Below are 15,415 nucleotides of genomic sequence, written 5' to 3'. Positions count from 1 at the left end.
AGCAAACCGTTAATCTGTAGGGCTTTTTATATTCAATGGTAAATACGTTGGCGAAGGGTGGTAAATTCTTTGGCAAGCCGTGGTAAATAACTTGGCAAGGGTGGTAAAATCAAGTGGCCGTAATCAATTCTTCCTTTGAATGTCTTGTTGCCTAAAATTTCAATAAACAAAATTCCATAATTAAAGGATATCTCCCTAGTTCTTATTATACCCAAATTCCCTTGTTCTGAGTTTAACTTTATATATGTTTTCACGTAATATAACATCTTCAACATCTAATCCTAATGGCAATATTTCTAAAATGGAAAATTGAAAATCATAAAACTTATTTGGGTTTTCTTTTAATACATCTATCATTATTCGGACATTTCACCCTTTAATAATATTTACAATATACGGATTTTTCTTTATAATAGGGTTAAGAAAGTTAGGAGTTTGGAGGAGGGACAAAAATGCCTAACATGTTTCGGGTGCTTGGTTTTTTTACTGCCGCTATAGGTGTTATGGCAATGGTTGGCGATCTTTGGCCAATGGCTCTTTTATTTTATGCCCAAACGGTCTTTTTCTTCGCCGTCAGCTTCTTGAACTTATCTGAACGATTATACATTTATATTTTTGGTGCCTATTTAACATTATTTTTCGTCGCCTTTACGTATTGGTCTGCCTTTATGATGGTTCCTGGCAAAGGTTAAAGAAAACTCCCTATATTTTAATTAAAAGAAGTAAACGCCAGGGTGCTCCTGGCGTTTTATTTTATAGCTTTATAAATACGATAGCCCAGTATCCCCCGATATTTATCCATTAATTGAATATGATCCCACCATACTTCAAAAGCTTCCAAATCCAAATGATTTGAAAAGTTAAAGGTTGAAACATCGCTAATCCCTTGAGGTCCATTGATGATATGTTCCCCGCGGATAACTTCAACTTCGGAAAAACCTGCTTTATTAAACTCAGCCCGCCAATCATCAACTGTCAGAAGTTTAGTGGCGCCGTAGAGATTTTGTATTTCTTGAACTTCTTCATTTGTAAGCGGTTTTTCCAACGTCATTTCTATGGCCAGCACTTTGCCGCCTTTTTTCAGCACTCGGTAATATTCTTTTAAGGTCAGCGGTATTTGTGTAAATACAGTCACTGATTCAGCCAGTAGTCTGTCAAAACTTTGATCTTTTAACGGCATGCTCTCGACATTGCCTTGAATGATCCGAAAAGGAACTGGTGACGCTTCTGCCCTAACTCTTGCCTGCTTAATCATTTCCGGATGTAAATCTAAACCTGTGACCTCACAATGATATTGATTGGCAATATAAAAAGAGGTCTCTCCGGCGCCGCAGCCTACATCTAAAACTTTTTCATCCGCTTTTAATTGTTCTTTTAATAAAAGCGCCTCTGTTAGTGGTTTACCTCCTGGATGAGCGCTGTTAATACCCATTTTTGCCAAAAAGTCAAGGTACCTTCGTTTATTCACAAATGACTCCCCTTTACCCTATTCATCAACATATCTTATGAAAAGTTAGGTAAAGGGGTTCATTAATCATTATCTGGACAAAAGAGCAAAACTGCTTTCTGAAAAACCCTGCGGATGTCATCGGGGAGATAAGCACCTGCTTTGAACACGAAGTGAATTTTACGAAAATATTCCCGAATTTATTGAGAATCTCTTATAAGAAAGGATTTGAATTCTTTTCATTTTTAATTGTCGTTTCAAACCCATGTCCCGGTGCGACAATTGTTTCTTCAGGTAACGGAAGCAATTTTTGATGAATGCTTTCTAATAACACACTCTGATCTCCGCCATACAAATCTGTACGTCCAATACTGCCGTAGAACAAAGCATCGCCCGAGAAAATGACACCTTTATCTTTAAAATAAAAAGAAACACTTCCAGGTGAATGGCCTGGTGTCTCAATGACCTGAAAATGAAATGAGCCAATGGATATATCTTGTTCTGAATTGATAATTTTTTCAGCCGGCTTGCACTGGTAATTAGCTACAATCGGAAAATGAGCCGAACCATTTTTTTCAGGATCCCCTAACCAATCGGACTCATTTGTATGTAAATAAGCCGGTACCTGCCATTTTAATCTGACTTCGTCCAATGCGCCAATGTGGTCAAAATGGGCATGTGTCAAAAGGACCGCTAACGGTTTTAACCCTTTTTCTTTAATAAAATTTTCAACTTTTTCATATTCATCGCCTGGATCAATAATCAAGGCTTCACCATTGTCGTTTTCAAGAATATAACAATTTGTTTGTATCGCACCTAACGGAAGTTGTGTCCAGTTCATTTTCCTGCCTCCTCATTTTTACTCTTCTCTATTGTAAAGAAAACTTGCCAATTGATACACTAAGTATAAACGAAAACAAATTAACTCGACAAACGAATCATAAAAAGGTAAAATATGAAATATAATTAGGTGAATTTTTAGAATTGTATGTAAGGGGGCCGAAACCGTATGGCAGTTGGAATTATTTTTTTACTGATCGCAATTCTTTGTTTGTACGGAGCTATTAGAGCGCTTAAGAAAAGGAATATCTTTGGCGCAGGATATGCTATTATTTCATTAGCTGTATTCGGCTGGTTTTCTGTTATGACTATTATTGATGTGCTCCAAGGCGGCGGCGTTCAGGTTGGAAGCTAGTTAAAGAAATCGTGAAAGAGCAGGGGAATGTTCCCCTGCTCCTTTCATTTTATAAAATGCTGCCCTTTATAAACTTAGATTATTTTACACGCTGACAAGGTTATTCAAATCGTTTTGAAAACGATCAAATTCTTTTTTCCTGACATAAAAAGTCCTATGCTTCATTTCATAAGGTACATCATGGTCTTGAAGGTATTGTTTCACCTTTTGATATGTCTTCTGGCCATTTTTTATTGGAAAATCTATCATTGCCATATCTTCCGGAAGATTTGCTTTGCACCATTTTTGCACTTTATCTTTTAATTTATCAGCATTTGAAACATCGAACAGCCATGTTTCAGGATGTTCTCCATCACCTAATCGATAGACACGATAACCGCCTTTTGAACTGCTAATGCTAATGCTATTAAATCATAACCGGATCTGAACGTACGAAGCAATAATCCAATGTAATAGTCTCCCTACCATTAACGCTTAAATTAAGCATAACAAAAAGTAACCGCTTACAAAATAGTGTTCAACAAATTGTAAAGAAAACTTGGCTGGCATGCAGATTACACCTTTAACAAAAAAAGAAAAAGGGTTACCAATCAGTAACCGCTTTTACATATACAAACTTGCTAAAAATATGCCTAGACTTTTTTGATATATTTCATCAAATTGCTGCAATGAAAGGGGGTTTGTTCCTTTGCCCAGCTCAACAGTAAAGCCGGGACGCCGCCATTCCTGTTCAAACCAATCCTTGTAACCTGCAGTGCTGTCAACATTCCTTACCGGTTCATAGCCGCTGACTCTTTCAAATTCCTTAACAATCTTTTCAGTTTCAGGCGGCTCAAACTCATTATATCCCCAATAAATCACTTCACCTTGAGTGTGAAAAGCCAAAACACTGTCGAAATCGCGTTTTCTTGTCAGTTCTGACATTGCTTTTGCTTCAGGTTCACTCAATGGTTTTGTGCCTGGATAATCTCTCGGTGCCGGACTCTGTTCCCGTCTGTTTTGTTCAACCTCCCAATCAGCTGGAAATTGATCATTTAAATCGACCCCGCGAATGTTTGCTTTCCATTCTTTAAAGTCTTTTTTACCTTTATTTAATTTAATGACGTTTTCCCGATGCTCGCTTTCAGCCGAAGGCCCCTTTAATACTAAATCTACACCATCTGGATTTACCATCGGAACAACTGATAAAGTGACATTATCGTAAAACGGTGCAGGACTTAATCCCCGAATGGTACGGCGATTGGTTAAAGCTACAAGGTAATCATTTAAAAAGGTCATAATAATCGGAGTCGTAATCCATTCATTGGCATGGAAAGATCCATTAAAGTGCACTTTTTTTTCACCATTTCCAATCCGAATTTCGTGTAATGGTCTTCCTTCTACAGATTGGCCAATAATGTCCTTTTGGATAAATGGATAAACGGTTTCTAAACGCTTGAGATCCCGCATTAAAGAATCGTAATCGTACTTCTTCTTTCCTTTAACAATTGATTTGGCGACTCTGATTGGTAAATAAATCGTCTCCCCGGTTTGTAAATTTTCCGGATCAACTTCTTTATTTAATAACAGTAAAGCATCAAGAGGCAATTGCCTTTTTGTTGCAATAGACCAAAATGATTCACCTTTTTCCAATGTATGCGTATGTCTTACATAGCCAGGGATAGCAACAGACGATCCTGCTGTCAATTGTTCAGGATTAATCTTTGGATTACTGTCTATAACCAATTGCAGCGGAACGTCAAATAATTGGCTGTAATACCAAAGCGTATCGCCATCTCGAACATTAATGTTCATTATTTCCCCCTCCTCGTCTTTTCCTATATCTATCCTATGAATGGTCTTGAGGAAAATATGAAGAGTGAAATATAGATATGACAGAAAGGGGAATTTTTTTCAGCGCCCTCCAGGGTTTTTGAACACGTCTTATTATAGTTTAGTTTTCGCCAGCCATGCGCCGCCGATAACACCTGCATCATTGCCCAATTGTGCGGGAACTATCTCTACACCTTCGTTAACCCTTGGAAGAGCATACATCTTAAAATAGTGTTTCACAGGGTCTAACAACGTGTCTCCTGCTTTGGATACACCGCCGCCAATCACTATTTTAGAAGGATTCATTGTTGTGGCAAAGCTTGCCAGTGCAAAACCGAGATGGAAAGCCACTTTTTTTACAACTGACATTGCCAAATGGTCTTGTTCTTTAGCACGATCAAGAACATCTTTAGAACTGATATCGCCATTTGTGTCATATTGCTTCTTTAAAGGGCTCTCGGGATGATCTCTAAAACCATCAATCGCCATTCGCCGTATGGCTGTAGCCGAAGATACCGTCTCCAAGCATCCGGTTTTACCGCAATTGCAAAGTACGCCTCCATCTGTAACTGCTGTTGTATGGCCAATTTCTCCGGCCATGCCGTTAACGCCGTGAATAATTTCACCGCCGGCAATAACACCGCCGCCGACACCGGTTCCTAAAGTAATACAAAGCACATCTTTTGCACCTTCTGCCGCTCCCCGCCACATTTCGCCGATAGCGGCTATGTTGGCATCGTTATCTACAATAACAGGAAGACCCACTGATTTTTCCAGTTCTTCTTTGAGCGGGTAGTTCTTCCAGCCAATGTTTACCGCCTGATAGACAAAGCCTGTCTCCATCTCTAAAAAACCGGGCGCTCCCATGCCAATACCTTTAATCAGATCTTTATCCTTTTGATGTTCTTCAATTTTAGACTTTATACTTTTGCTAATATCGCTTACAATGTTTTCTCCATCGTTAGTTGTATCTGTTTTAATGTCCCATTTATCAATGATTTGTGCATCATCATCGATAAAGGCCATTTTAACGGATGTTCCTCCAAGATCAATACCGATGTACCAATTATCACTCATAATAAAACCCAACCCTTTTTTATCTTCATACTTTTTTAAACTTAATTTTTTTGTCTAATACAACCGTATACCTTACTATTTTCCTAAAATATAAAAGAAAAGTCCAGCAATATACTGGACATTAATTGTCTTTATATGTCTGGATCTTTTGTCCCTAAAGCAACAGGACGGCGATTTTTAAGCGGCAACGGGGTCCTGAATAACACATCTCTCATGCTTTTGAAAGAAAAAGGTAAAAACGGCCACAAATAGGGAACATAAAAAGATTTTAAGCTGGTAAGATAGACAAAAACAAAGAAAAACCCAAACCAGTAACCCGGCACATGAAAAAGTGCTGTTAAAATTAACATGAGTACTCGAAACAAGCGATTGGCAAGACTTAATTCATAAGTCGGCGTGGCAAATGTACCGATGGCTGCTATCGACATATATAATACGACTTCACTCGCAAACAAACCTACACCGACAGCAATCTGACCGATCATAATAGCCGCGACAAGGCCAAGGGCAGTCCCTAAAGAGGTTGGTGTATGAATCGTTGCCATTCTTAGTGTATCCAAACCAACTTCAACAATTAATAACTGAACGAATACAGGCAAGTCCAAATGTTTATTAATCGTAATAAAACTGTAATTGTGGTGAAGCAGCGTTGGATCGGTTGCTAATAAATACCATAAAGGCAGAAAAAAGATAGATAACCAGACGGCCAAATATCGAACAATACGTAAATATGAACCAATCACGGGCTTTTGCCGATAGTCTTCAGCATGCTGCAGCTGATTCCACAGGGTTGATGGTGTGATAAGGACAACAGGCGATCCATCCACATAAACCAGAACATGCCCCTCATATAAATGAGCTGCCGCAGTATCCGGCCGTTCAGTAAATCTGACGGTTGGATATGGATTATAGTGCCTGCCCGCGATAAATTCTTCTACCGTTTTCTCACCCATTGGCAAACCATCAGTATCGATCTTTGAAATTGAATGTTTAATTTGTTTGACAACATCCGGATTAGCAATGTCTTCTATGTATGCGATACATATATCCGTCTTAGAACGGCGTCCCACTGACATATAACTCATTCTAAGAGATGGATCCCTGATTCTGCGCCTTGTTAACGCTGTATTAAAAACAATCGTTTCAACAAATCCGTCTCTGGCTCCCCGTACGACCCTTTCTACGTCCGGTTCTTGCGGATTTCGGGCGGGATAAGTGCGGGCATCAATAATGATTACTTTATCTAAGCCCTCCACAACAAGGGCAGCAGGTCCAGAAGTTATCCAAAAAATAACCTTATCGAGATTTGTTTCTGTATTAATCTCAACATATGGCAGATATTTTTTCATTAATTTATCGAGGGGATCTGGCTCTAAATCACCGGCATCCAGCTTTGCCAGCAATTTCATTATAAAATGCATGATATTTCCTTGAGTCATACCGTCAACTAAAAATAATGACATATTGCGATTGGCGTAATTCAGCTCAACAAAAATGATATCAAAGCTAATACCGACACCCAGTTCATCCTTTAGATATTTCACATTTTTAGTGTAGTCCTTTGAAACCGGATGACCTTGTTGATCGACCATAAAGCCCCCTCCTTTGCCAAAAATAGCTTTGACACATTCTTAGCGTTTCATACTTCTTGCAATAAGCATTGGCATAACCGTTTATAGTCCATGCATAGAATGAGACAAGGGGTTAGCATGTCTTAGGGGGCATCCTATGAAAAAATATCGGTCATTTTTCTTTATTGTTGTCATATCTTTTCTAATTGCTTTTTTATTCTACTATTTCACTAGAAACTCGGAATTGGAAGAAAGCATTACTTATTTTCCTGAAGACGCTAAATTGGATTATATTTATAACAATACAAGTTTAACTATTAAACCTCAAAATCAAGGAAAACATTTTAAGGTTTTATGGCAAACATCATCAAAAACTAATCAACAGGTTTATTTACGGGAAGATGTTTCACTATTATATAATAATGGGCGTTTAACATCGATTCTTTCAAAATGGCGCCAAAATGTTCAAACGCTTAACCAGGAAAAAACACTTGATTTTGATGAAAGCGGACACTTCGAGGCGATAACCATTCATCATGCCGAAAAACATGCCGATCAAAATATTACGGGAAAAGATGTCATGTCCTATGATCAGCGATATGTTATGGTATCAGCAAATCAACCGATATCAATTTTTAAAGTGCCAGTTACACCGGAAGAATTAGGCTGGTACCATGTATTAGACAGTTCGGTTAAGACAGAGCAGCGGGAAATTCTTGAGGAAGCTGCTGAGCAATTTCATATCCATCCTGCCGCTTATTTTATTTTCCCGTTGACTTACCTTCATGTATATAATCAGAACATATTGCCGGGATTAGACAAAAAAACATCCCATAGGGCCGTCAGTCAACTATGGGAAGGGTTATATAAAAATTACATTTTAGGTATTAAGCTAAAGGAGAATCAGGTTGAAGATCCAATTGGCAGTTCTATGCCGATCATTTTATATGATAAAAATAGTACTCACTTTTTAGTTATTACTAAAACAAGAAGCGGAAAATTGGCTTTATTTAAACAAAAGATAAAATCTTAGCCTATTTCTGTTTCCCGGCCGCGATTTTTTAAAAAAAGACTCCATAGATTCTCTTTTATCTGATCAGATTGAGAAAGTATAAAATAACCTAAACCAGCCAAAGCAACAATCAAGCGAAAAATTCTATGGCGTCTATTATAGACAAAACAACTTAACATAATCACCAATACGAGTCGAACTAAAGACATTTTCAAGTGCGTCACCCTCCTTATGCTTAATATGATATAAGGAGGGTTATTTTATACTAGCAGAGGTTGTTCAACTCATTAATTTTCTAACTCACATAGGTGCTGTTTCGTATTAATATTGCGAAACAAATCAGAATGAAACCCTTCCGTTTCCGGATACACAATACGTGTATTAACGCGCTCTAATAAAGCATCCATTTTCAATTGTCTTTGATTTAATAATTGTTCAATATCCGGCAAACAGCTTCTATGATAAATTGCCGCCATCGGCTGTTTAAACCCCTTAACAAACGGTACAAAGCATTGTGAAATTTCTTCTGTCTGTGTCCAATTTTTAAGATACGCGACAAACTGCCGATTTACGAGCGGCATATCACAAGGCAAAACGACGTACCACTCGGCTAATAAGTCAACCATGGCAGTGTATATGCCTGCAAGCGGACCTTCACCCAAAAATTTCGGGTCATCACTAATGACCTCATCATCTATCATAGATTGAAATCTGGCTATTAATTCAGACCGACTGACGATGACTGTCTTCTCTGTTTCTTTTTTTAAGCTTTCATAAGCAAACATGAACATCGGCTTATTTTTATATGGATAAAAAGCCTTAGGCTCGCCAAAACGACGGGAAGCACCCCCGGATAAGAGAATCCCTGCAAAATGATATGCTTTCATAGAAACATCACCAAACCTCCCAATAAACCGCCAAATAGGACAGAAATGAAATTAACAGCACCATTTGTCATCCAGCCATAGCCATGCTGCCGCTCAGTATTTTTCCCGCAATGAAATTGGTTATCAGTATATTTACCGCATTCATGACAAACATACTGAGCCTGCAGCCATGCACCGAGACAAGTATCCAATAAGTTGCCCAGGTAGCCTGCAGCGGTAATTAGAATCGTGATCAATAAAAAACCGGACATCCCTTCGTAAGATAACCAAACGGCTGATAAAATCGCAATCAAAAATGCACCAAAAACAGCGGCAAGGGTCCCTTTCTTAGTGATTGCGCCGGAAAGCCCCTTATTGACCCTTTTTCTTAGTCTAAAATGATATGGTATTTCCCGGCTCGTCTTGCCAATTTCCGATGCCCATGTATCCGATGCAGCTTCAGCAATTGCTCCAACGAAAACGCCGTACCAAATCGGCGACGGAAATATAATATATATAAAAGCAGCTAGAAACGGGATTCCGCCATTGGCTGTTACTTGCCAAATCGTCCTTTTCGGCTTTTCAACCTTTTTATTATTTTTTAGAAAGTGTCCGATAAGACTTGAAGAAATAAAAAAAACAAAAATTATCATTAATCCCGGTAAGCCGAAAGCCTGTAGAATGACTATACCAATAACAGCCATGCCGAGCGCCCCGTCCAATGTCAAGAGCTCTTTCTTATATGACAGCCATCCGGCCAATAGCAATACAATGATATAAAAGATCTTTATGAGCATAAAATCACACACGTTGGAGTGACAATTTTTTGAACCGGCAGGTCATGTCTCTCTATCGGAATATTTTCTTTAATTTGTTCATCCAGTGCAAGAGAGCAGGTTTTTCCATCGTAATTTTCTAAAAAACGGTCATAATAGCCGCCCCCATGGCCTATCCTGTACCCATGTTTATCAAAAACCAACCCCGGGACAATAAGAAGATCTACGTCTTGTTTATTTACAGCTTTCGTTCTCTCTTCAACCGGCTCTAACAACCCGTAATAAACGGTTTCTAATTGATCATACGAGGTTAATTTTCTAAATACCATTTGTTTTAATTTTGGCAAGCATTTGGGAACAACAACAGTCTTGCCTTCTTGCCATGCAGCCTCAATGATTGGCTTTGTTTGAATTTCCCTGCCTTTTGAAATTGTCAGGCCGATTGTCTTCGCGCGGTTCCATTCATCTTGTTCAAGAAGATGTCCTTTTATAGACCGGCACCTTTTTGCAAAGCATTGCTCCGTCAATTGTTTTAAAGTATTTAATGTGTTTTTCCGTAAATCAGCCTTTGTGTACATAACGCATCTCCTTATCTTTTAAGTCACTAAATATATTTTAACTTAAAACCAAGGAAAAAAGCACTCTCGACTGCAGTGGGCCAAATGCCTTTCTTCAGGAAAATTAGCATCTGTCCCTATCAAAAAAGTGCCCCGGGACATAAAGTATAATATGTCTTTTAAAGGGGGTGAGCGATAATGGGCTTTGGCGGCTTTGGCGGCTACGGCGGTTATGGCTACGGCGGCGGCTACGGCGGATGCGGATGCGGCGGCTACGGAGGTGGCTATGGCTACGGTGCAGGCAGCGGTTTTGCGTTAATCGTCGTTCTCTTTATCTTGTTAATTATTGTTGGTGCAGCTTACGTTTACTAAAAAATTATTAATTAATGCATCAGCATTTCTTGTAAGTCCCCATTGCATATCAACACAACATGATAATATATTTAAAAGGCGCCCTGTAAAGGCGCCTTTTAATATTTTGCAAAAACAAACGCCGACTCCATTCACAGGTTATTCGGCGTTATTTTTTTAATTATTTAGTTTCACGGTGAAGCGTATGCTTTCTTAAACGCGGGCAATATTTCATCATTTCGATACGTTCAGGATTTTTACGTTTATTTTTTGTCGTAATATAGTTACGATCGCCGGTTTCAGTACATTCAAGTGTTACTTGTACACGCATTAGTATCCCTCCATTGCTATATGATTGTAACTTATAATAAACACTATATGATTTTATCAAATAAAAAGCTTTCATTCAAGTTTAAAATTAGCTCCTGATATAGATTTACCAATGTAAAGTCCAATCATTTCATTGTTACCCCTTTTTCATATGTTGAACTTATGATATAAGTAATTAGTAGTCCGTATAAGCAAGGGGGGTTTAACATGGGTTACCTGATATTAGTTCTTGTCATTATTGGTCTTATTACGCTGGTTATTTCCTTTTTCAAAGAGGACAGCATAAAGCAGCTGGAAGGTCAAATAGAAAGTACATCGGTCACAATGATGCAGGAACTCTATAATGTTAAGAAAAAAGTTCGTGTGTTAGAAGAAGAAATACTAATTGAAGACAGCGAGAGATAAAGGTGATGCTTTATGACAAAAAGGGGAATGAGAGGGTTTGCGGCAGGTATTCTTATTACCTGTGCAGTGATTGCCTTCTTTTATTACCAAATTATTCAACCGGCAAAAAATGATCAGACAAGTTCAGACAAAGTGTTAAGTTCGAAGAATATTAACAAGTATTTACTAGATCATCATTTAGTAGCCGTTAATCAAAAACAATTTAATGAATGGCAAAATGCCAAGCAGCATAAAGAATCCAATCCGGATAAGAATAACGGGAAAGTTATTTACCGTACTATACTATACATAACAGAAGGCATGACAACGGTGGATATTGCCAATACTTTAGCAGACTATAAAATTATAAAAAACAAGGAAGATTTGTTAGATTATCTTCGAAGTCACCATCTTGAAGAAAAAATACAGCCCGGCCATTACAATCTTGGCAGCAATATGTCCATTGGCGACATTGTCAACAAAATCACTAAATAAAATTAAAAATCTCCCGCTCAATAGTGAGCGGGAGATTTTTTAATTACTTTTATCGCCCTTTTTTTGTAAATCAAAATAATCATCGATGGCATCTTGGGCAATGTTTAAATTGATTTCCGCTGTTTTCATATTCGGAACCACGACTGAAACAGCGACTTGCGGATTTTTAGACGGCGCATAGGCTACTGCTGTTTTATTGTACAAATTCGGGTCTTTTTCAACATCAATTTGCGCTGTACCCGTTTTCGCTGAAATATCATGCGGATCAGATCCCAGCTGCGCAGCTGTACCGCCTGCTGCATGGGTAACTAAATGAAGGCCTTCGTGTATAACATCAAGCTGTTCAGGCGTATCGTTGATATGGTTCAAGATTTTTGGATCATAGTTATAAACATCTGGACCTAATTTATCCGGATCTTTGCCCGGTGCATGGATGGATTCAAGAAAATGCGGTGCAATCCGGTTACCGCCATTGGCAATGGTTGAAATATATTGTGCCAACTGCAACGGTGTATACGTATCAAATTGCCCGATCGCAAATTGCATAATCTTACCTGGTTCCGGTGGAATACCGCCGGAATAACCGGTACTTTCATAAGGTAAATCAACGCCCGTATTCGCGCCTAATCCAAACTGGCTGAATACCTGCCTTAATTCTTCTACGGCTTTTTTATAACGTTCGTTATAGAACACCCGGACACTATAGCTGCTTCCTTCATTTGTAAACTTAAAGCCGGCCATGTTACCTGCTATCGTACCCATATAGACGTTAGAGGAATGTTCAAGCGCTGTCGCCACATTAATAACGCCAATATTGCTTGTATATGATTTAAAAGTGCCTCCGCCTCTATAATGGATTGGCATATCTCTTATTGTACCAGGTATAGCGTTATACTGATAACCGGCAGAAACAGTAGCGCCTTTAACAGCTGAACCAACCTGGAAAGAACTTAATACCGTCTTATAGGAAGTATCTTTGAATTTTCCTGTTGAAGGATCATACGTGCGTCCGACTAATGCCAGAAGCGCGCCGGTGTTAGGGTTTGTAACTACAGCATAAGCACTGTCCGTTCCGGAATACTGGGCGTGAGCCTGCATAATATATTTTTCCATCTGCTTACCCAGTTTGTCCTCTAAGTCGCTGTTAATAGTTAATTGAATATCATCTCCCCGGCTTCCTTCGGTTTTCTTCGGCGTATTAACCGGCTGTCCGTTTTTAGTCGTGAAATTTAGGACGGTTGGTATACCGCGCAGAACATTTTCATATTGCTGTTCCAGGTTACTGACACCAACTTTGGAATTCCGGTTATAACCCTCGGCCAGGTACTGATCAATTTTTTCTTGCGGTATATCATTAACGCTTCCCAGATAAAAACGATCGCCGTTAGGATAATCCCTTTTTGAATCCACAGATGTTTCAATCATTCCGTGAAATTCATTTAAATGTTCGCCAATCAGCGCCAATTCTTTTTCACTGAGACCTTTCTTAATCGTATGCGGGTTTAAATTAGTGGACTGGTCAAGCTCATGTTTAATTGCAATAACTTGTTTATCTTTATTTGAAATCGTCGATAAATCTTTTTTAGTAATCTTACTTAAAAGTAAGTTATATTCTCCCGTAGGATCATCCTTGTATTTTTTCTGTTCACTTTTTGACAATTTCTCGTCATAAGCATTCTTATGAGTAAGAATCCAATAATCTTTCATATCCCTGTCAGTGACTTTTGATGTGTCCATATTAATATATTGAGCAAGTTTTTGGGCTATTTTTAAATTATCCTCACTCGATGTACCCGGATGCCTGATATAGACAACAGCAAGCTCTGCCTTATTACCAGCCAGAACCTTACCGTTAGTATCAATAATTTTACCTCTCGGCGAATCAAGTGTCGCTTTGACATGCTGTGTTTTTTCAACCGCATGCTTATAATCTTCTCCCTTAACAATTTGTACAACACCAAGTCTTAAAATTAAAATTGAAAAAGCTAAAAACACTGAAAGAAAAAGCATATTTAAACGAAAAGGAAGATTACTTCTTTTTTTCCTCTTTTCTTTCCCCATTCAATTCACTCCATCATTAGCAACTTAATATACAAAGTTATAATGATCATTATAACTTTGTATGTCAACGATTACTGTACTCTCCCAAAAATAAGACACCAAATGTCGTTTGGTGTCTTATATAACTAACTGTTCTTATTTTACTTTAGTTTAAATTTACTTGTCAAAGACTTATACTGTTGAGCCGCTTTCTCCATCCGGCATTTTCTTCGGTGATTCAGCGGATATTTGTTTCGAACTATCTTTTGTTAAATTTATGTGACGAATACAAAAGTAAACCATCGGATGACCCAATCCAATAATCAGTAATAAAAAGCGTAAGCCCTGTTTATCATTGAACAACAGAACAGTTAATAAAAATAATAAAATCGAAACCGCTCTTCCGCTGTTATAAAAGATTTCCCTGACAACTACGTATTCTATTCGCATCAACTTGGATTTCCACCCTCTGCCAATAACATCATATGTTAACGAGCCGTAAGGTACAATTAGAATGGGATAGGCTAAGGCAATTAAAATCGCATAAATGATTAAGTTTTTAAAATCCAAATGAAAAACAAGCAAAAAAATAGCCGCATAAAGAACAATTCCGCTATATAGGATTGCGAGCCCCCTTCTATTCGGTTTAATAACCCTCGAAACTAAATAATAGCTGACTAGCATAACTGCTGATTCAACAAAGCTGAAAGTACCTAACGACATTTCGCTTTTAGTGGTAATAAAAACCCAGATAACAATAATAAAAGAAAATGTCCCTTCTCTGCATCCTTGAAAAAAATGTGCATGAAGTATATTTTTCCAATCGTTATTATATTTCCGTTCAGCCATGATCCTTTTAATTTGAAAATCACCCTTAGCATGCCTTCTTTTAAGAAAAAAGCTAGTAACCACGGCACAAGTAAACAAAATTAGAGATATAGCAAAGATAACCTTATAGCCAATTTCATCGATCATAGATGAAATGATCCATCCTGCGGTTATTGGTCCGATCATACCCGCTAAAGATGATAGCAGTCCCAAAAAACCATTAAAAAAATCCCTTGTTTCCGGCTCGGTTATTTCAAAAGTTAAGACATTGAAAGCTAACCAGTAAAAGCCAAATCCAATACCAATTAACGCTCCTAACAACAGTAAAAATTGTTTGGCATGGCTCCCGAGCAAAAGGACAGTTATAAAAAAAACCGCAAGTGAGGTAACACCAAGCCTCATGACAATAACACGATCAATTTTTTTTGCCCACCGGCCCGCTAAAATAAATGTTAAAGGTTGGAATAAAACAATCATTAAATTATATAACCCGATATCTGTAAAGCTTTTCGATTGCTTCCAAATATAAACATTTACAAAAGTGTTAGATAGAGCAATACTCAAATAATATAATCCGCCAATAAGTAATAAAAGTAAGAGATCTTTGGGAACTTTTTCTTCCCCGGTTATTTTACTCAATACACTCATGCTCTCGTCCCCCTTACTTTTTACTT

Annotated in this window: 18 protein-coding genes and 1 pseudogene; 6 read left to right on the top strand and 13 right to left on the bottom strand. The window is 38.1% G+C overall.

Going from position 1 to position 15,415, the window contains the following annotated elements; all coding sequences use genetic code 11:
• Positions 1–452: 452 nt before the first annotated feature.
• Positions 453–692 (top strand): DUF2626 family protein, encoded by a 240-nt coding sequence (locus tag ACFQRG_RS10310; RefSeq protein ID WP_380965820.1) that lies wholly within the window; start codon positions 453–455, stop codon positions 690–692.
• 56 nt (positions 693–748) lie between these two features.
• Here the strand turns inward: ACFQRG_RS10310 and ACFQRG_RS10305 are convergent, their stop codons facing one another.
• Both ACFQRG_RS10305 and ACFQRG_RS10300 read right to left on the bottom strand, forming a co-directional pair.
• Positions 749–1,468: a class I SAM-dependent methyltransferase gene (locus tag ACFQRG_RS10305; RefSeq protein ID WP_380965818.1), complete on the bottom strand. Its 720-nt coding sequence runs from the start codon at positions 1,466–1,468 to the stop codon at positions 749–751.
• 193 nt (positions 1,469–1,661) lie between these two features.
• Positions 1,662–2,288 (bottom strand): MBL fold metallo-hydrolase, encoded by a 627-nt coding sequence (locus tag ACFQRG_RS10300; protein WP_380965817.1) that lies wholly within the window; start codon positions 2,286–2,288, stop codon positions 1,662–1,664.
• Between the two features lie 168 nt (positions 2,289–2,456).
• On the opposite strand from ACFQRG_RS10300, the gene ACFQRG_RS10295 reads away from it, so the two are divergent.
• Positions 2,457–2,642 carry a DUF2759 domain-containing protein gene (locus ACFQRG_RS10295; protein WP_380965816.1) on the top strand — a complete coding sequence of 62 codons (186 nt, stop codon included), beginning with the start codon at positions 2,457–2,459 and terminating at the stop codon, positions 2,640–2,642.
• 84 nt (positions 2,643–2,726) lie between these two features.
• Here the strand turns inward: ACFQRG_RS10295 and ACFQRG_RS10290 are convergent, their stop codons facing one another.
• The 4 genes from ACFQRG_RS10290 to ACFQRG_RS10275 all read right to left on the bottom strand — a co-directional run bounded on the left by ACFQRG_RS10290 (position 2,727) and on the right by ACFQRG_RS10275 (position 7,123).
• On the bottom strand, positions 2,727–2,891 hold the full coding sequence (locus ACFQRG_RS10290) for a hypothetical protein (protein ID WP_380965815.1): 165 nt from the start codon (positions 2,889–2,891) through the stop codon (positions 2,727–2,729).
• Between the two features lie 354 nt (positions 2,892–3,245).
• On the bottom strand, positions 3,246–4,436 hold the full coding sequence (locus ACFQRG_RS10285) for a M14 family metallopeptidase (protein ID WP_380965813.1): 1,191 nt from the start codon (positions 4,434–4,436) through the stop codon (positions 3,246–3,248).
• 132 nt (positions 4,437–4,568) lie between these two features.
• Entirely contained in the window at positions 4,569–5,531 is a 963-nt protein-coding gene (locus tag ACFQRG_RS10280) for an ROK family glucokinase (RefSeq protein WP_380965812.1), read from the bottom strand.
• Positions 5,532–5,662: 131 nt separating this feature from the next.
• On the bottom strand, positions 5,663–7,123 hold the full coding sequence (locus tag ACFQRG_RS10275) for a spore germination protein (RefSeq protein ID WP_380965810.1): 1,461 nt from the start codon (positions 7,121–7,123) through the stop codon (positions 5,663–5,665).
• A 136-nt stretch (positions 7,124–7,259) separates the two neighbouring features.
• Here ACFQRG_RS10275 and ACFQRG_RS10270 point away from each other — a divergent pair, with 136 nt between their 5' ends.
• Complete coding sequence (locus ACFQRG_RS10270) at positions 7,260–8,135, top strand: hypothetical protein (protein WP_380965809.1); 876 nt, start codon at positions 7,260–7,262, stop codon at positions 8,133–8,135.
• Here the strand turns inward: ACFQRG_RS10270 and ACFQRG_RS10265 are convergent.
• The 4 genes from ACFQRG_RS10265 to ACFQRG_RS10250 all read right to left on the bottom strand — a co-directional run bounded on the left by ACFQRG_RS10265 (position 8,132) and on the right by ACFQRG_RS10250 (position 10,334).
• Entirely contained in the window at positions 8,132–8,329 is a 198-nt protein-coding gene (locus ACFQRG_RS10265) for a hypothetical protein (RefSeq protein WP_380965808.1), read from the bottom strand. The genes ACFQRG_RS10270 and ACFQRG_RS10265 overlap by 4 nt on opposite strands.
• A gap of 72 nt (positions 8,330–8,401) precedes the next feature.
• Positions 8,402–9,001, bottom strand: coding sequence for a molybdenum cofactor guanylyltransferase (locus tag ACFQRG_RS10260; protein ID WP_380965807.1), 600 nt, complete (start codon positions 8,999–9,001; stop codon positions 8,402–8,404).
• Positions 8,998–9,777, bottom strand: coding sequence for a DUF92 domain-containing protein (locus ACFQRG_RS10255; RefSeq protein ID WP_380965806.1), 780 nt, complete (start codon positions 9,775–9,777; stop codon positions 8,998–9,000). Before ACFQRG_RS10255 ends, ACFQRG_RS10260 begins: the two co-directional genes overlap by 4 nt.
• Complete coding sequence (locus ACFQRG_RS10250) at positions 9,768–10,334, bottom strand: 5-formyltetrahydrofolate cyclo-ligase (protein ID WP_380965805.1); 567 nt, start codon at positions 10,332–10,334, stop codon at positions 9,768–9,770. Before ACFQRG_RS10250 ends, ACFQRG_RS10255 begins: the two co-directional genes overlap by 10 nt.
• A 273-nt stretch (positions 10,335–10,607) precedes the next feature.
• Between ACFQRG_RS10250 and ACFQRG_RS10245 the strand changes: the two are divergent.
• Positions 10,608–10,685, top strand: a pseudogene (locus ACFQRG_RS10245) (YjcZ family sporulation protein); the annotation flags it as partial.
• Between the two features lie 160 nt (positions 10,686–10,845).
• Here ACFQRG_RS10245 and rpmG read toward each other — a convergent pair.
• Entirely contained in the window at positions 10,846–10,995 is a 150-nt protein-coding gene (gene rpmG, locus ACFQRG_RS10240; RefSeq protein ID WP_380965803.1) for a 50S ribosomal protein L33, read from the bottom strand.
• Between the two features lie 206 nt (positions 10,996–11,201).
• Between rpmG and ACFQRG_RS10235 the strand changes: the two genes are divergently transcribed.
• Positions 11,202–11,399 (top strand): hypothetical protein, encoded by a 198-nt coding sequence (locus ACFQRG_RS10235; protein ID WP_380965801.1) that lies wholly within the window; start codon positions 11,202–11,204, stop codon positions 11,397–11,399.
• Positions 11,400–11,411: 12 nt separating this feature from the next.
• Positions 11,412–11,873, top strand: a complete 462-nt coding sequence (locus ACFQRG_RS10230; protein ID WP_380965800.1) for a hypothetical protein — start codon at positions 11,412–11,414, stop codon at positions 11,871–11,873.
• Between the two features lie 39 nt (positions 11,874–11,912).
• Here ACFQRG_RS10230 and ACFQRG_RS10225 read toward each other — a convergent pair whose 3' ends face one another.
• Entirely contained in the window at positions 11,913–13,934 is a 2,022-nt protein-coding gene (locus ACFQRG_RS10225) for a penicillin-binding transpeptidase domain-containing protein (RefSeq protein ID WP_380965799.1), read from the bottom strand.
• Positions 13,935–14,105: 171 nt separating this feature from the next.
• A complete protein-coding gene (locus ACFQRG_RS10220; protein ID WP_380965798.1) occupies positions 14,106–15,389 on the bottom strand; it encodes an MFS transporter in 1,284 nt (427 codons plus the stop codon).
• Positions 15,390–15,415 lie beyond the last annotated feature (26 nt).

Origin of the sequence: Scopulibacillus cellulosilyticus (genome assembly GCF_042665295.1) — a bacterium.
In the GTDB taxonomy this organism is placed as follows: domain Bacteria; phylum Bacillota; class Bacilli; order Bacillales; family Sporolactobacillaceae; genus Scopulibacillus_A; species Scopulibacillus_A cellulosilyticus.
The sequence above is the reverse complement of the archived record's forward strand: the minus strand, read 5'-3'. Positions and strand labels throughout refer to the sequence as shown.

What these genes read in the sequence shown, in the direction of transcription:
- ACFQRG_RS10255 (WP_380965806.1), bottom strand. Translation starts at nt 9,777, where the DNA reads ATGCTCATAAAGATCTTTTATATCATTGTATTGCTATTGGCCGGATGG.
- ACFQRG_RS10220 (WP_380965798.1), bottom strand. Translation starts at nt 15,389, where the DNA reads ATGAGTGTATTGAGTAAAATAACCGGGGAAGAAAAAGTTCCCAAAGAT.
- ACFQRG_RS10300 (WP_380965817.1), bottom strand. Translation starts at nt 2,288, where the DNA reads ATGAACTGGACACAACTTCCGTTAGGTGCGATACAAACAAATTGTTAT.
- rpmG (WP_380965803.1), bottom strand. Translation starts at nt 10,995, where the DNA reads ATGCGTGTACAAGTAACACTTGAATGTACTGAAACCGGCGATCGTAAC.
- ACFQRG_RS10235 (WP_380965801.1), top strand. Translation starts at nt 11,202, where the DNA reads ATGGGTTACCTGATATTAGTTCTTGTCATTATTGGTCTTATTACGCTG.
- ACFQRG_RS10290 (WP_380965815.1), bottom strand. Translation starts at nt 2,891, where the DNA reads ATGATAGATTTTCCAATAAAAAATGGCCAGAAGACATATCAAAAGGTG.
- ACFQRG_RS10225 (WP_380965799.1), bottom strand. Translation starts at nt 13,934, where the DNA reads ATGGGGAAAGAAAAGAGGAAAAAAAGAAGTAATCTTCCTTTTCGTTTA.
- ACFQRG_RS10275 (WP_380965810.1), bottom strand. Translation starts at nt 7,123, where the DNA reads ATGGTCGATCAACAAGGTCATCCGGTTTCAAAGGACTACACTAAAAAT.
- ACFQRG_RS10285 (WP_380965813.1), bottom strand. Translation starts at nt 4,436, where the DNA reads ATGAACATTAATGTTCGAGATGGCGATACGCTTTGGTATTACAGCCAA.
- ACFQRG_RS10310 (WP_380965820.1), top strand. Translation starts at nt 453, where the DNA reads ATGCCTAACATGTTTCGGGTGCTTGGTTTTTTTACTGCCGCTATAGGT.
- ACFQRG_RS10250 (WP_380965805.1), bottom strand. Translation starts at nt 10,334, where the DNA reads ATGTACACAAAGGCTGATTTACGGAAAAACACATTAAATACTTTAAAA.
- ACFQRG_RS10280 (WP_380965812.1), bottom strand. Translation starts at nt 5,531, where the DNA reads ATGAGTGATAATTGGTACATCGGTATTGATCTTGGAGGAACATCCGTT.
- ACFQRG_RS10230 (WP_380965800.1), top strand. Translation starts at nt 11,412, where the DNA reads ATGACAAAAAGGGGAATGAGAGGGTTTGCGGCAGGTATTCTTATTACC.
- ACFQRG_RS10295 (WP_380965816.1), top strand. Translation starts at nt 2,457, where the DNA reads ATGGCAGTTGGAATTATTTTTTTACTGATCGCAATTCTTTGTTTGTAC.
- ACFQRG_RS10270 (WP_380965809.1), top strand. Translation starts at nt 7,260, where the DNA reads ATGAAAAAATATCGGTCATTTTTCTTTATTGTTGTCATATCTTTTCTA.
- ACFQRG_RS10260 (WP_380965807.1), bottom strand. Translation starts at nt 9,001, where the DNA reads ATGAAAGCATATCATTTTGCAGGGATTCTCTTATCCGGGGGTGCTTCC.